Origin of the sequence: Shewanella sp. 1CM18E (assembly GCF_023161665.1) — a bacterium.
In the GTDB taxonomy this organism is placed as follows: domain Bacteria; phylum Pseudomonadota; class Gammaproteobacteria; order Enterobacterales; family Shewanellaceae; genus Shewanella.
Window position 1 is genome coordinate 107,789 of sequence record NZ_JALNTW010000005.1, and the last position, 13,160, is coordinate 120,948.

At 45.6% G+C, this 13,160-nt stretch carries 15 protein-coding genes and 1 riboswitch; of the genes, 13 read left to right on the forward strand and 2 right to left on the reverse strand.

The window, feature by feature from the left end; translation table 11 throughout:
* Positions 1–17 precede the first annotated feature (17 nt).
* Complete coding sequence (locus tag MSG37_RS09285) at positions 18–380, forward strand: DUF4870 domain-containing protein (RefSeq protein WP_248470493.1); 363 nt, start codon at positions 18–20, stop codon at positions 378–380.
* Positions 381–432: 52 nt separating this feature from the next.
* Here the strand turns inward: MSG37_RS09285 and MSG37_RS09290 are convergent, their stop codons facing one another.
* Both MSG37_RS09290 and MSG37_RS09295 read right to left on the reverse strand, forming a co-directional pair.
* Positions 433–2,349 (reverse strand): methyl-accepting chemotaxis protein, encoded by a 1,917-nt coding sequence (locus MSG37_RS09290; RefSeq protein ID WP_248470353.1) that lies wholly within the window; start codon positions 2,347–2,349, stop codon positions 433–435.
* Positions 2,350–2,604: 255 nt separating this feature from the next.
* On the reverse strand, positions 2,605–4,254 hold the full coding sequence (locus MSG37_RS09295) for an electron transfer flavoprotein-ubiquinone oxidoreductase (RefSeq protein ID WP_248470354.1): 1,650 nt from the start codon (positions 4,252–4,254) through the stop codon (positions 2,605–2,607).
* A 254-nt stretch (positions 4,255–4,508) separates the two neighbouring features.
* Positions 4,509–4,645, forward strand: a riboswitch (molybdenum cofactor riboswitch).
* Here MSG37_RS09295 and moaA point away from each other — a divergent pair.
* From moaA to MSG37_RS09355, 12 genes are all read left to right on the forward strand, one after another.
* Positions 4,633–5,613 (forward strand): GTP 3',8-cyclase MoaA, encoded by a 981-nt coding sequence (gene moaA / locus MSG37_RS09300; RefSeq protein WP_248470355.1) that lies wholly within the window; start codon positions 4,633–4,635, stop codon positions 5,611–5,613. (Overlaps the previous riboswitch by 13 nt.)
* Before the next feature lie 97 nt (positions 5,614–5,710).
* The gene (gene moaB, locus MSG37_RS09305) at positions 5,711–6,235 is read left to right on the forward strand and encodes a molybdenum cofactor biosynthesis protein B (RefSeq protein WP_248470356.1); all 525 of its coding nucleotides are present in this window, start codon (positions 5,711–5,713) and stop codon (positions 6,233–6,235) included.
* 62 nt (positions 6,236–6,297) lie between these two features.
* Positions 6,298–6,774, forward strand: coding sequence for a cyclic pyranopterin monophosphate synthase MoaC (gene moaC / locus MSG37_RS09310; protein WP_041411171.1), 477 nt, complete (start codon positions 6,298–6,300; stop codon positions 6,772–6,774).
* Positions 6,775–6,782: 8 nt separating this feature from the next.
* Positions 6,783–7,034, forward strand: a complete 252-nt coding sequence (gene moaD, locus MSG37_RS09315) for a molybdopterin synthase sulfur carrier subunit (protein WP_248470357.1) — start codon at positions 6,783–6,785, stop codon at positions 7,032–7,034.
* Position 7,035: 1 nt separating this feature from the next.
* Positions 7,036–7,488: a molybdopterin synthase catalytic subunit MoaE gene (gene moaE, locus MSG37_RS09320; RefSeq protein ID WP_248470358.1), complete on the forward strand. Its 453-nt coding sequence runs from the start codon at positions 7,036–7,038 to the stop codon at positions 7,486–7,488.
* A gap of 31 nt (positions 7,489–7,519) precedes the next feature.
* Entirely contained in the window at positions 7,520–8,299 is a 780-nt protein-coding gene (gene modA, locus MSG37_RS09325) for a molybdate ABC transporter substrate-binding protein (protein WP_248470359.1), read from the forward strand.
* Complete coding sequence (modB, locus tag MSG37_RS09330) at positions 8,299–8,979, forward strand: molybdate ABC transporter permease subunit (protein WP_248470360.1); 681 nt, start codon at positions 8,299–8,301, stop codon at positions 8,977–8,979. The genes modA and modB overlap by 1 nt, the downstream gene beginning before the upstream one ends.
* Positions 8,960–10,063: an ABC transporter ATP-binding protein gene (locus MSG37_RS09335; protein WP_248470362.1), complete on the forward strand. Its 1,104-nt coding sequence runs from the start codon at positions 8,960–8,962 to the stop codon at positions 10,061–10,063. Before modB ends, MSG37_RS09335 begins: the two co-directional genes overlap by 20 nt.
* A 168-nt stretch (positions 10,064–10,231) precedes the next feature.
* Positions 10,232–10,582 (forward strand): NirD/YgiW/YdeI family stress tolerance protein, encoded by a 351-nt coding sequence (locus tag MSG37_RS09340; RefSeq protein ID WP_248470363.1) that lies wholly within the window; start codon positions 10,232–10,234, stop codon positions 10,580–10,582.
* 43 nt (positions 10,583–10,625) lie between these two features.
* Positions 10,626–11,147 carry a hypothetical protein gene (locus tag MSG37_RS09345; RefSeq protein ID WP_248470364.1) on the forward strand — a complete coding sequence of 174 codons (522 nt, stop codon included), beginning with the start codon at positions 10,626–10,628 and terminating at the stop codon, positions 11,145–11,147.
* A 3-nt stretch (positions 11,148–11,150) separates the two neighbouring features.
* Positions 11,151–11,828, forward strand: coding sequence for a response regulator transcription factor (locus MSG37_RS09350; protein ID WP_028766736.1), 678 nt, complete (start codon positions 11,151–11,153; stop codon positions 11,826–11,828).
* Between the two features lie 82 nt (positions 11,829–11,910).
* Positions 11,911–13,134 carry a HAMP domain-containing sensor histidine kinase gene (locus tag MSG37_RS09355; RefSeq protein WP_248470494.1) on the forward strand — a complete coding sequence of 408 codons (1,224 nt, stop codon included), beginning with the start codon at positions 11,911–11,913 and terminating at the stop codon, positions 13,132–13,134.
* Positions 13,135–13,160: the final 26 nt, after the last annotated feature.

Genomic DNA, 13,160 nt, shown 5'->3' on the forward strand with positions numbered 1-13,160 from the left:
TTCAAGGAGTAGAAGTGATGACCCAAGATGAAAAGAACATGGGGATAATAGTGCAGGTTGCGAGCTTTTCAGGTTACCTCGTCCCCTTTGGTAGTATTTTAGGGCCGTTGATTGTTTGGCTGATGAAGCGCGATGAATTTCCGTTTGTAGATAGCTGTGGGCGTAACTGTCTAAACTTTAAAATCAGCCTATTTATCTACGTGAGCATTAGCGCCATTTTAATGTTTATCGGTATTGGCTTTATCCTTTTAGCACTGCTGGCAATCGCCGATATCGTGTTTACCGTTATCGCAGCCATTAAAGCCAGTGAAGGCAAAAGCTATCAGTATCCGCTGACTATTAACTTTATTAAGCCAAGAACAGAAGCTGATCTAGTTTAATACAGTAGCAAACCAGCCTAGCGATAAGCTCGGTAGGCTGGATATTAGGGGATTACACCTTAAAGCTTGCGACTAATGAGTCGAGCCTGTGGGCCAATTGGATCAGGCTTTGACTGGCTTTGGCTGCATCTTCTGCAGTATCAGCCGTACGCAAGGTAATATCATTAATGTCGCTGACGTTACGATTAATATCTTCAACAACGGTTGATTGCTCTTCTGTTGCAGCGGCAACCTGAATATTCATATCGCTAATAGAGCCTATACGCTCACTAATACCTGTGAGTGACAAGCTCGCTTCATCAACAGCAGTAACGCCAGCAACCGAACGTGTGCGGCTTTGCTGCATAGCTTCTACTGCGCGAGTCGCTTCAGCTTGCAGCTTATCAATCATTACCTGTACTTCGTTAGTTGAGGTGGCGGTGCGAGAAGCAAGGTTACGCACTTCATCGGCAACAACGGCAAACCCACGACCGGCTTCTCCAGCACGAGCTGCTTCAATCGCTGCGTTTAATGCTAGCAAATTGGTTTGCTCAGACACTGCGCGGATCACATCTAATATAGATTCAATAGATTTGGTATGAATAGCTAATGACTCAACCACTTCACCTACTTGCTCAACATCGTCAGAAAGCTGGTTAATGGTTTCGCGAGCACGAGTTACCACCACTTGGCCATTGCTTGAGTCAGTATCGGCTGCTCTTGCAGTGTCGGCAGCTTGAGCAGCGTTACTTGCAATCTCGTTAACAGTAGCGCCCATTTCGTTGATAGCTGCTACAACCATGATGGTTTGGTCTTTTTGCAATTGGCTATCTTCAAGTGTGCGCTGTGCTTGATGTAATACATCATTTGCCGATGCAGTTAGTAGTGCACTGGCTTCACCTACTTCAATGACAGATGCTTGGATCTTGCTGATAAAGCTATTAAAACCTTTAGCCAGTTGGGCTAACTCATCATTGCCTTCAACGGGTAAGCGCTGACGTAAATCGCCTTCGCCTTCACCTATGTTTTGCAGCATGTCAGCAACGTGGGCAATAGGGCGACTAACTGAGCTAGCGACTAGGCTAGCGAGTGCAATAAAAATGGCCGCAATGACTGCAGTCCAAATTAAGATTTTATAAGCAGATTCTTCTAATAGGGCGAAGATTTCACTTTCAGGAACTTGGGCAATTAAGTACCAATCCATAGACGGGATATAGCTACTGGCAATCAGCATTGCTTGGCCGTCGACATCGGCTTTAAGCAAATTAAAATCGCTTGTTTGCATTAAACCTGAGGTATCTACGCCGCGGTATAAACTGGATAAGCTGGCACGGCCCATTTGCTGTGGATCTTGGTGTAATTGCACCTGGCCCTTGTTATCAACTAAATACACAAAGCCTGACTGCTCGATTTTAAATGAGCGCAACAGTTGCACCATATCATCAAGAGATTTTGCTAGGCCAACTAACCCGCGGCCATTTGGCTGCTGATAATTGATAAACAGTTTAACGTCACCATTTTGTTCAGTGAACACATTGAGCATTTTCTCTTGGCCACTGTTTTTATAATCGAAAAACCATGCGTCTTGAGTTGGCGACAGCAGACGTAAAAATCCATCTTGAGTGTAATAAGCGCCAGTGTCTCTATCGGCAAAAGACGCCTGAGCTAATTGGTATTGGCGTGATACATCACCTAATAAATCAACCACCAGATCTTGATGGCTAGCTGGGCGACCATCTTCAAGCCACTGCAATAACATTCTATTGCTGGCCAATTGCTCAGCGGCATGCATCAAGGTCGAAATATTCAGATCGATTTTATTGCGGATCTGCGCCAGCATATTTGGCATTTCAGAGCTAAGCATACGCTGCTCAACGACTTGCTTAGCACTTTGTTGACTAAGAACTCCTACCAGAGCGGTTGATAGCAATACTGCTGTGGTGACGCAGAGAAGAATTTTTTGTTTGATGGTGAGCATATTCAATTTCATAAAAATTAGATTGCCTATACAGCCAAAACGATGACCGAATTAATGGAGTGCAGAGTCGATATCACATCAGCAAAATGGCTTTTTGCTAGGCGATATATAAGGATATAACTTGTAGGGGATATAGGTAGGTATCTGAATTTCAGTCTGAAATTTGTACGCTTTATTATGGTGGCGGATTATGGCGATGTTTTGTGCTGGGTGCAACCGAAAACGCACACCTTTTGGTGTGCGTTTACATTATTACCTTATTGCTAACTACATATTTGGATAGTTAGGGCCACCGCCGCCTTCTGGCGTTACCCAAGTGATATTTTGACTTGGGTCTTTAATGTCACAGGTTTTACAGTGAATACAGTTTTGGCCATTGATAACAAACTTCTTCTCGCCAGCTTCCTCAATGACTTCATAAACACCGGCAGGGCAGTAGCGCTGCGCCGGTTCATCAAACTTAACTAAGTTGACGTCAATTGGAATGCGGGCATCTTTTAAACGCAGATGACACAACTGATCTTCTTCATGATAAGTATTTGAAAGGTAAACTGACGACAGCTTATCGAAGCTGAGTTTGCCATCTGGTTTTGGATAATCAATTTTATTATAGGCGCTGGCTTCTGCCATTTGAGCATAATCAGGCTGATCATCGCGCAAAGTGATTGGCAGCTTACCACCAAACCAGTTTTGGTCGATAAAGTTAAACGCACCACCTAAGTAAGTGCCAAACTTATGCATAGCAGGGCCGAAGTTACGTGAAGCGTAAAGCTCCTCTTTCAGCCAACTCTGATCAAAGCGGTCTTGCAGACAATCAAGATCTTTACCAGGCTCAACACCAGCCATCATAGCTTGCCCAAGTGTTTCAGCGGCTAAAATGCCACTCTTCATTGCGGTGTGGGTGCCTTTGATTTTGGCAAAGTTCAGTGTGCCAGCATCGCAGCCAATAATCATGCCGCCAGGGAAGGTCAGTTTAGGTAACGAGTTTAGGCCGCCCTTAGTGATTGCGCGTGCGCCATAGGCAATGCGTTCACCGCCAGTGAGGGTTTTAGCAATCACCGGATGCGTTTTGAAGCGTTGGAACTCATCAAATGGGCTCAAGTGTGGATTTTTGTAGTTTAGATCGACAATTAAACCCACGGCGATTTGATTATCTTCAAGGTGATACATAAAACCACCGCCGGATGCACCGTCAACTAACGGCCAGCCACCAGTGTGCACCACTTTACCCAGTTCATGTTGTTCGCTTGGTACCGTCCAGATCTCTTTAAAACCTAAACCATAGTGTTGCGCGGTTTTACCATTATCAAGGTGGAACTTCTCGATAAGCTGTTTGCCTAGGTGGCCGCGACAACCTTCGCCAAATACCGTGTACTTAGCATGTAGCTCCATGCCTGGCTCGTAACCGTCTTTAGGTTGGCCATCTTCGCCAACGCCCATGTCACCAATTTGAATGCCTTTAACACTGCCATCTTCGTTAAATAGCAACTCGCTTGCAGGGAACCCAGGGAATACCTCTACACCTAACTCTTCAGCGCGTTCAGCTAACCAGCGGCATAAATTGCCGACACTAATAATATAGTTGCCTTGGTTATGCATCGTTTTGGGAACAAGGGCATTAGGCATGGCTCTGGCATCGGTAGCAGAGCTGAGCATATGGATTTCATCATGAGTGACAGCAGTATTGAGCGGGGCGCCTTTATCACGCCAATCGTCAAAAAGTTCATCGAGTACTTTAGGCTCGAATACTGCGCCAGATAAAATGTGCGCGCCCACTTCGGAGCCTTTTTCTACCACGCAAACACTCAGCTCTTGGCCACTGTCTTTAGATATTTGCATCAAACGACATGCTGCGGCTAACCCAGAGGGGCCTGCACCCACGATTACTACATCGAATTCCATCGATTCGCGTTCCATCAGATCACCTTTCCTTCTTATTCCCCCGCTGATAATAGTGCCAATTGAATCAACCACACTATAAACGGGTGTTTTAATGTTTGCTTCACCTTACCTGAAAATCGCTTAAGGTCACAGCGTTTCCACACTTGTGATGCAGATATTTTAATCGATTTATGGCGTGATTACTGTCACAAAAACTTTATATGTGCAGCTTTTTGACGGCAAATGTGGTCTAGAGGGTATGGTTTGTCACAGAAATACGCCTATAATCAAGGTTGACGGTTCTCCGAGCTTCTTACCCTACGTCGAGACAGATACGGGTTTTTAGCCGTGGCAATAACGCCACCGGGGTGGGAAAAGAAATGATCTCACCTCCCCTTACTTGGAAAGGTGATCATGTCCCAACTACAAGACAATTTTGGTCGACGGTTTCATTATCTGCGTATGTCAGTGACTGACGTATGTAACTTTAAATGCACCTATTGCCTCCCTGATGGCTACCGCCCAGACGGTAAGCCTAAGTTTCTTGATCTTAACGAGATTGAGAATTTAGTTTCGGCTTTCTCGCAAGTGGGCACTCAAAAAATCCGCATTACTGGCGGTGAGCCCTCGCTGCGTAAAGACTTTACCGACATCATTCGCATCGTTAACGACAACGATAAAATCAACACCATTGCCACGACAACCAACGGTTATCGTTTAGCTAAGCACGCCCAAGAGTGGTATGACGCAGGGCTAAGACGCATCAATATTTCGGTCGATAGTTTAGATCCGAAGATGTTCTACCAGATCACCGGTGAGAATAAGTTTGATGAAGTAATGCGTGGGGTTGATGCGGCATTAGAGGCAGGCTTTGAGCGAGTTAAAATCAATGCCGTACTGCTTAAAGGCCTTAACGATAAAGACCTACCGCGTTTTTTACATTGGATTAAGAGCACGCCGATAGATCTGCGCTTTATCGAATTAATGGAAACTGGTTTAGGCCACGACTACTTCAAAGCTCACCATTTAGCGGGTAATGATATTAAGCAGCAGCTAGAGCAAGCGGGTTGGCAATTTGATACGCCAGCGCCGGATGACGGCCCTGCTCAAAACTTCAGCCATGAAGACTATCAAGGTCGTATTGGCCTTATCATGCCTTATGCTAAAAATTTCTGTGCCAGCTGTAACCGCCTACGGGTATCGGCTAAAGGCAAGTTACACCTTTGCTTATTCACCGAAAATGGCGTTGATTTACGCGATTTGCTGCAATCATCTGATCAACAAGCGGAATTAATTGAACGCTTGCACGGCCAGTTAGCACAGAAAAAAGAAACCCACTTCCTGCATGATGGCATTACGGGTGTGACACAGCACTTAGCCTCAATTGGCGGCTAATTAAATTCTGATCTGACGCAACTTAGTTGCGTCAGAAGCTGGGTATAATTGTCACTAACACTCAGTCAGCAATGATTCGGATAAATAAGAGACCATAATGGGACACTGCACTCAAAGCCAGTTTACGGCGCTTAATATTGCTGTTTTAACCTTATCTGACACCCGAGATTTTACTTCTGATACTTCAGGTGCTTTCCTCGCCACAGCATTACTAGAGGCTGGCCATACGCTTGCAGATCGACAGATCATTAAAGACGATAAGTATCAAATTCGCTCAGTGCTTTCTCAATGGATAGCATCCGATGATGTACAGGTAATTATTACCACAGGTGGCACAGGCTTTACCGACAGAGACAACACCCCTGAAGCGGTTAAGCCGTTATTTGATCGCGAGATTGAAGGCTTTGGTGAGCTGTTTAGGCACATCACTTATACCGAGCTGGGCACTTCAACTGTGCAATCTCGCGCACTTGGTGGTTTTGCCAATAAAACCGCAATCTTCTGCTTACCTGGCTCAACAGGCGCGTGTAAAACCGGTTGGAATAAGCTGATTAAAGAACAACTTGATGCAACACATCGCCCTTGTAACTTTGTGATGCACGTGAAAAAAATCACCGAATAGATCTCTTAAGAGCTCTTTATTGCGGTACTTTGACCATATTTTTAGAAAAAGGCGTAACTCTAATGACCAATGCTTTTACCCATATTAATGCAGATGGCAACGCTCACATGGTAGATGTGACCGATAAGTCTGTAACAGAGCGTGAAGCGCGTGCAGAAGCCTACATTGAAATGGCGAGCGAAACCCTAGAGATGATAATGAGTGGCAGCCACCATAAAGGTGATGTATTTGCTACAGCTCGTATCGCTGGTATTCAAGCGGCAAAGAAAACCTCTGATTTGATCCCGCTATGTCATCCTCTTATGTTGACCAAGGTGGAAGTTGAGCTGGAAGCACAACCTGAACATAACCGTGTGTGGATCCGCAGTTTATGTAAGCTTTCAGGTAAAACCGGTGTTGAAATGGAAGCGCTAACGGCGGCATCTACAGCAGCTTTAACCATTTACGATATGTGTAAAGCCGTGCAAAAAGACATGGTGATTTCTCAAGTTCGCTTAACTGAGAAACGTGGCGGTAAGTCTGGGCACTTTAAGGTATAGAGAAGATTATGATTAACGTATTATTTTTTGCACAAGTTAGAGAGCTTCTAGGCACAGCCGGCGTAAAAGTTGAAGCAGGTGAAAACACCCAAACAGCTGAAGGCTTACGCGCAACGTTAGCGGCAACTGATGAAAAATGGGCTAAAGTGCTTGCATCTGACAAGCTATTAGTTGCGGTAAACCAAACCATCAGTCAGTGGGATACGCCAGTTGTTGATGGTGACGAAGTGGCATTTTTCCCACCAGTAACCGGAGGTTAAGATGATCCGTGTACAAACTGCAGATTTCAGCGTACCCGATGAGTATCAGCTAATTAGCCAAGATAACAGCGACGGCGCAGTGGTGACTTTTGTGGGTAAAGTGCGTGATTTTAATGATGGTAGCGCTGTTACCGATCTGACATTAGAGCATTACCCTGGCATGACCGAAGCGGTACTGAATCAGATTGAAGCCGAGGCGCGTGAGCGCTGGCCATTAAACAACGTCACCATTATTCACCGTGTTGGCGCCATGGCGTTAGGCGAGCAGATTGTATTTATTGGCGTGACCAGCGCCCATCGAAAAGCGGCATTTGCTGCCTGTGAGTTCTTAATCGATTTTCTAAAGACCAAAGCACCGTTTTGGAAACTAGAAGCCGGTGATAAAGGCGCAAACTGGGTTGAAGCCCGCGATGCCGATGAGCAAGCAGCCAAGATGTGGGACAACAAAGCTTAAATTAGCCTTGTATTGCTAGGAGAAGAGCTTAATGAAGTTTAGGGTAGTGATGTTAGCGCTGTTGTTGCCGTTACTGGTTCTCAGTAAAGGCGTGTTCGCAGCGCAAGATGTACCAGCAATTGCAGCGGCATCGAGCATTAAGTTTGCGCTTGATGATATTGCTAAGCAATTTACCCAAGAGACCGGGCGTAAAGTGCGGATCTCCTACGGCTCTTCTGGCAACTTTGTGGCGCAAATTAGAAACGGTGCGCCATTTGAGTTGTTTTTGTCCGCGGACGAACGTTATACCCAGCAATTAAGCCAAGCTAAAGAAACCCCAGATGACGGCGTTATTTATGCGGTTGGCCAGTTAGCCATAGCGGCACCTAAGTCGTCACCTTTACCGCTTGATGGCGATTTAGCAGGAGTTAAACAACTGCTGCAATCCCAGCAATTAAAGCGTTTTGCCATTGCTAATCCTGACCATGCGCCCTATGGCGAACGTGCGAAAGAAGTGCTGCAAAAAGTAGGACTTTGGCAAGAGATCCAGCCGAATTTGGTGTTTGGCGAAAACGTCTCACAAGCGGCGCAGTTTGCGGTAAGTGGCGCAACGCAAGGTGGTTTAGTGGCGTTATCTTTAGCGGTTGCTAAGCCTTTTAAGGCGCGTGCGAATTACGTGGTGATCCCACAAGAATATTATACGCCGCTCGATCAGCGTATGGTATTAACCTTAAAAGCGGGTGAAACCGCTAAACTGTTTTATAGCTATTTGCAGTCTGACACTGCTCAGTCTGTGTTTGCCGATTACGGCTTTGCGAGAGCGACAAATTAATGGATTGGCAAGCCTTACTGCTATCAATAAAACTCAGCACAGTTACTGTGCTTATCTTGATCCCCTTGGCAATTATTGCCGGACGTTTTCTAGCTTACCGTCACTTTCGGGGTAAGTCCTGGGTTGAAGCCTTAGTCATGGTGCCATTAGTGCTGCCACCTACCGTTATTGGTTACTATTTGCTGGTGGGTTTAGGTAGCGAGTCTTGGCTTGGACGCACGCTAGAGCAACTGCTTGGCCACCAATTAGTGTTTCATTTTTCTGGGCTAGTGGTTGCGTCAATCTTAGTTAATATTCCTTTTGCTATTCAGCCAATTCAGCGTGCTTTTGAAGCTGTGCCTGAAGATGTACGTGACGCAGCCGCCTGCTGCGGTATGAGTCGCTTAAAAGTGTTATTTAAAATCGAGCTGCCTATGGTGTGGCCGGGTGTACTCACTGCCATGGTGTTGTGTTTTTCCCATGTATTGGGTGAGTTTGGTGTGGTACTGATGATGGGCGGTAATATCGCTGGCGAAACCAAAACCATTGCCATCTCAATTTACGATAGCGTGCAGGCATTCGATTTTGCTAGTGCAGGTAATATGTCGTTGGTGTTATTGCTGTTTGCAGTCACTGTACTGGCCTTGACGACTAGCTTGTCTCGACGTGTTGGAGGCCAGCATGTCGCAAACCGTCGCTGATCTATATTGCCGTATTCAGCAAGCCAAACCGATTAAGCTTGATGCCGAATTTATCTGTAAAGCCGGTGAAGTATTAGCGGTTGTTGGTCCATCAGGTGGTGGTAAGTCAACTTTACTGCGGATGATTGCCGGTTTATCTCAGCCTGAAAGTGGTGAGATCCGCTATGGTGACAAGCCTTGGTTTAACGCTGATGATAAAGTTCAGTTGTCGCCACAGCAGCGTCACTTAGGTTATGTGCCGCAGCATTTTGGTCTATTCCCGAATCTAACCGCACTGGAAAACGTGGTTGCCGCGTTAGATCATATTCCTAAAGCTGAGCGCGAAGCGCGCGCCAAAGATTGGCTTGAGCGGGTTAACTTACATGGTCTGCCTGACAGGTTGCCAGCACAGTTATCGGGTGGTCAGCGTCAACGGGTTGCATTGGCAAGAGCACTGGCACGTGAGCCATCGGTCTTACTGCTTGATGAACCGTTTTCTGCGGTGGATAGAGAAACCCGTGAGCGTTTATATCTGGAGCTTGCGAGACTAAAAGAGCAGTTAGCCATTCCGGTTATTATGGTGACTCATGACTTGAATGAGGCTTTATTGCTTGCTGATAGCATGATTTTAATCAGCCAAGGCAAGATGCTACAGCAAGGACGTCCGCGTGAAGTGCTGACTCGTCCACGTGATGAAGCTGTAGCTAAGCAAATGGGCCTACGTAATATTTTTGATGCTGAAGTGATTGCGCAAGAAGAAGAGCGGCAGATCACTTGGCTTAAGTTTGGTGAGCACCTTATTGCTAGCACCTATTTTGATAGTTTAGATATCGGCACTAAAGTGCGCTGGGTTATTCCAAACCAAGGCGTACGCTTTAACTCAATTAAAAAAGGCCGCTTGTGCCGCAGTTTTAATAAGCTGGATATTACTGTTGATTCAATGCTAGTGATGGGCGAAAGCGTAAGAGTATTAGCCAGCGTGGTTGGCGTTGAGCATAAGATCCATGCTGAAGTGCCACTGCATCTAGCGCAGCAGCTAGAATTAGCAGTAGGAACAGAGACCACAGTGGCATTGAAATCTGAATTGATCCATATTTTAGATTAGCAGCACAGAAGCTTGGGCTAATATCTATAGATAGCAGTATATATAAGCGAATGTGGCTAGCTTAATTCGCTTACCCTTTCTTATGATCAAAGTTTAATCTTTGCTCCATCTAGATATTACATAGCATCTCCTACAATGGACTCCTATATTAGAGAGGAGTTTTATTGTATGTCTAAAAAGTTAACTGGTTTATTGATCTTGTCTGCGGTATTAACGCTGCCTGCTATGGCTGCATATAATGGCCCAGGCCCTGCAAGTCATGTGAAAACTGCTGCTGAAGCGGCAAAAGCCCAAGATGACACCCCAGTTGAATTAACTGGCTATTTAGTACAAAGCTTAGGTGATGAAAAGTACCTTTTCCGTGATGAAAGCGGCGACGTTGAAGTTGAGATTGATAACGCACTATGGCGCGATATTGAAGTTTCTGCAGATTCAAAAGTTAAACTTGTTGGTGAAGTAGACGATGAGTGGCAAGGTATTGAAATAGAAATTGACAGCATGCGTATAATTTCTGAATAATCCTTTATTTAAAGTGGTTTAGCGTTTTATTTTCGGAGGAGCCATGGCTCGCTGGCTAATTGGTTTATTGTTAGTTTCTGGTAGCTCGTTTGCGGGGCAAGGCCTATATTCATACCTTGCTACTGGCAACTATCCAATGCCAGTAGAGATGATGTTGCAGCTTGAATCTAAGTACCAAGGGGTGATCTCTGAATTTGAAGCGGAAATCGAAGATGGCGAATTAGTTTACGAATTCAAAATGATCGATCCGCAAGCTAACACCATCACTGAATATGAATACAGAGCGATCGATGGCAGCTTAATCGAACGTGAAGTCGCTCGTCTTAAAAAAGACGATAACGACGAGCTAGCCGGTGTGTTAATGCTGCAAAAAAATGGGGTATCCTTGTCGGATATGCTGACACTGGTTAACCAAGAAACTGATGGCCATATCGTCAAAGCGGAAGTCGATAACGATTTAGGGATCAGCTATATCGAGCTAGAGCTCTTAGATATTGATGGTAAGCGTAAGCTGGCTTTTGATATCGAAAACAAACAATTACTACCACTGCTCAAATGGGATTAAAACATGAAAATACTCATGGTTGAAGATGACGCGACTACCATCGAATATGTCGTAAAAGGATTTGTTGAGCAAGGGCACAATATTGAAACGGCAACCGATGGCCATCAAGGGCTATTGCTTGCGACCAGTATGAAGTACGACTTGATCATATTGGATCGTATGTTGCCACAGCTCGATGGGCTGAAATTACTTGCTGCGCTGCGTGCAACTGGTAGCCAAACGCCGGTATTGATTTTATCGGCGCTAAGCCACGTAGACGAGCGAGTGAAAGGCTTGCGCGCGGGTGGCGATGACTACATGACTAAGCCATTTGCTTTCTCTGAGCTGCTTGTACGCGCTGAAAAGCTGATGCAGCGCGGTGAGTCACAACCAACCATTACCGATCTTAATGTTGGGCCGTTAACCATTGAGCTGTTAACTCGTAAAGTCACGCTAGATGGACAAGAGATCTTATTGCAACCAAAAGAGTTTCAGTTGCTTAAGTACTTAATGGAACACGTTAACCAAGTGATTAGTCGTACATTGTTGTTTGAAGCAGTGTGGGATTACCATTTCGATCCTCGTACCAATGTTATTGACGTACACATAGCTAAGCTTAGACGTAAGTTTGAAGAGCTTGGTCATGGTGAATTAATCGAAACCGTACGAGGTGCTGGATATCGGTTACGCCAAGGGCATTAAGCCCTATCAGAGTAGTGCCTGGCGCATTACCATTATTTTCTCAGCCCTAGTAACCGTCATTATTGGCACCTTGTTACTGGGGATGTATCGTCAGCTGATCAACGAACAAGAGTATCAGCTGGACTTGCATCTAGACGCTGAAATGACCCGCTACCAACAAATGGCGCTGACCCTTGATAGACGCAGTTTTGCGACTCAGGTGAAAAGTGCTGACCCTATGGTGGCGTTAATTGTTTGGCGTAACTCCCTCGATTTAGTCGGCTCACTGAGCATGATCCCTAAAGATATGCCTATGCTACCGGAGAAACGTGAGTTTCCGGTATTTACTGGCGGGCCTGAAAAGCTACATATCTTAACTGGCGGCATGGTGATGACCCGTTACGGGCCAATGCTAATTGCTACCCGAGTCGATCAGCTCGGTACCTTAATCGATAAATTTACCAATGCTGCGATTACGGCATTGATGCTTACTGTAGTGTTAACGCTGGCGCTGGGTTACTTGTTTTCTAAAGCAATTTTACGCCGCTTAGTGCAGTATAACCGCTTAAGTAAGAAAATCGAACAAGGCCAGTATTCTACCCGTTTGCCTGTCAGTTGGCGTCAAGACGAGTTTGATATGCTGGCAAAGCAGTTTAACGGTGTGCTTGATGCACTCGAGCAAAATTTAGCTGCGGTGCGCGGCGTTACTGACAATATTGCCCATGATTTACGTACGCCGCTATCGCATTTGCGCATAGGGCTAGAGCAATTGCCGAGTAAGCCTAAAGAGGAGCTTAGCGAAAGCTGCGCCATCATTACTGAAGAGCTAGATCATTGCCTCGCAACATTTGATGCCATGTTGTCGCTAACTCGTATTGAGGAAGGCCAGCAAACCCTTGAGCTGCAAGATGTTAGCCTAGTGGCGATTAGCCAAGATCTGTTTGAAATGGCTGAGGCTATGGCTGAATTTAACGGTCAATCATTAACGCTTACAACGGGTGAAGAGTTCCAAGTCAGTGGCGATAAATATCTGTTATTCCAAGCACTGTTTAATTTAGTCGATAATGCGATTAAATATTCAGGCGAGGGCGCGGAGATCCGTATTTCGCAAAACCGTAACGTGATTTCTATTCAAGATAATGGCCCCGGGATCCCTGAATCATCGCGGGAAAAAGTGTTCGAGCGTTTGGTTAGACTCGATCCAAGCCGACACCACAAAGGTACAGGTTTAGGTTTGTCGATGGTGAAAGCGATTCTGTCGCGGCATAATGCTAAAATAGCCCTTAGCAGTAGTTACCCTGGGCTAAGAGTGACCATCACGTTTTAGCCTCAAATTCAGCACTTAAGCCGACC

Excerpts from the sequence above, each read along its gene's own strand:
- MSG37_RS09285 (WP_248470493.1), top strand. The coding sequence starts at position 18 with ATGACCCAAGATGAAAAGAACATGGGGATAATAGTGCAGGTTGCGAGC.
- MSG37_RS09290 (WP_248470353.1), bottom strand. The coding sequence starts at position 2,349 with ATGAAATTGAATATGCTCACCATCAAACAAAAAATTCTTCTCTGCGTC.
- MSG37_RS09295 (WP_248470354.1), bottom strand. The coding sequence starts at position 4,254 with ATGGAACGCGAATCGATGGAATTCGATGTAGTAATCGTGGGTGCAGGC.
- moaA (WP_248470355.1), top strand. The coding sequence starts at position 4,633 with ATGTCCCAACTACAAGACAATTTTGGTCGACGGTTTCATTATCTGCGT.
- moaB (WP_248470356.1), top strand. The coding sequence starts at position 5,711 with ATGGGACACTGCACTCAAAGCCAGTTTACGGCGCTTAATATTGCTGTT.
- moaC (WP_041411171.1), top strand. The coding sequence starts at position 6,298 with ATGACCAATGCTTTTACCCATATTAATGCAGATGGCAACGCTCACATG.
- moaD (WP_248470357.1), top strand. The coding sequence starts at position 6,783 with ATGATTAACGTATTATTTTTTGCACAAGTTAGAGAGCTTCTAGGCACA.
- moaE (WP_248470358.1), top strand. The coding sequence starts at position 7,036 with ATGATCCGTGTACAAACTGCAGATTTCAGCGTACCCGATGAGTATCAG.
- modA (WP_248470359.1), top strand. The coding sequence starts at position 7,520 with ATGAAGTTTAGGGTAGTGATGTTAGCGCTGTTGTTGCCGTTACTGGTT.
- modB (WP_248470360.1), top strand. The coding sequence starts at position 8,299 with ATGGATTGGCAAGCCTTACTGCTATCAATAAAACTCAGCACAGTTACT.
- MSG37_RS09335 (WP_248470362.1), top strand. The coding sequence starts at position 8,960 with ATGTCGCAAACCGTCGCTGATCTATATTGCCGTATTCAGCAAGCCAAA.
- MSG37_RS09340 (WP_248470363.1), top strand. The coding sequence starts at position 10,232 with ATGTCTAAAAAGTTAACTGGTTTATTGATCTTGTCTGCGGTATTAACG.
- MSG37_RS09345 (WP_248470364.1), top strand. The coding sequence starts at position 10,626 with ATGGCTCGCTGGCTAATTGGTTTATTGTTAGTTTCTGGTAGCTCGTTT.
- MSG37_RS09350 (WP_028766736.1), top strand. The coding sequence starts at position 11,151 with ATGAAAATACTCATGGTTGAAGATGACGCGACTACCATCGAATATGTC.
- MSG37_RS09355 (WP_248470494.1), top strand. The coding sequence starts at position 11,911 with ATGTATCGTCAGCTGATCAACGAACAAGAGTATCAGCTGGACTTGCAT.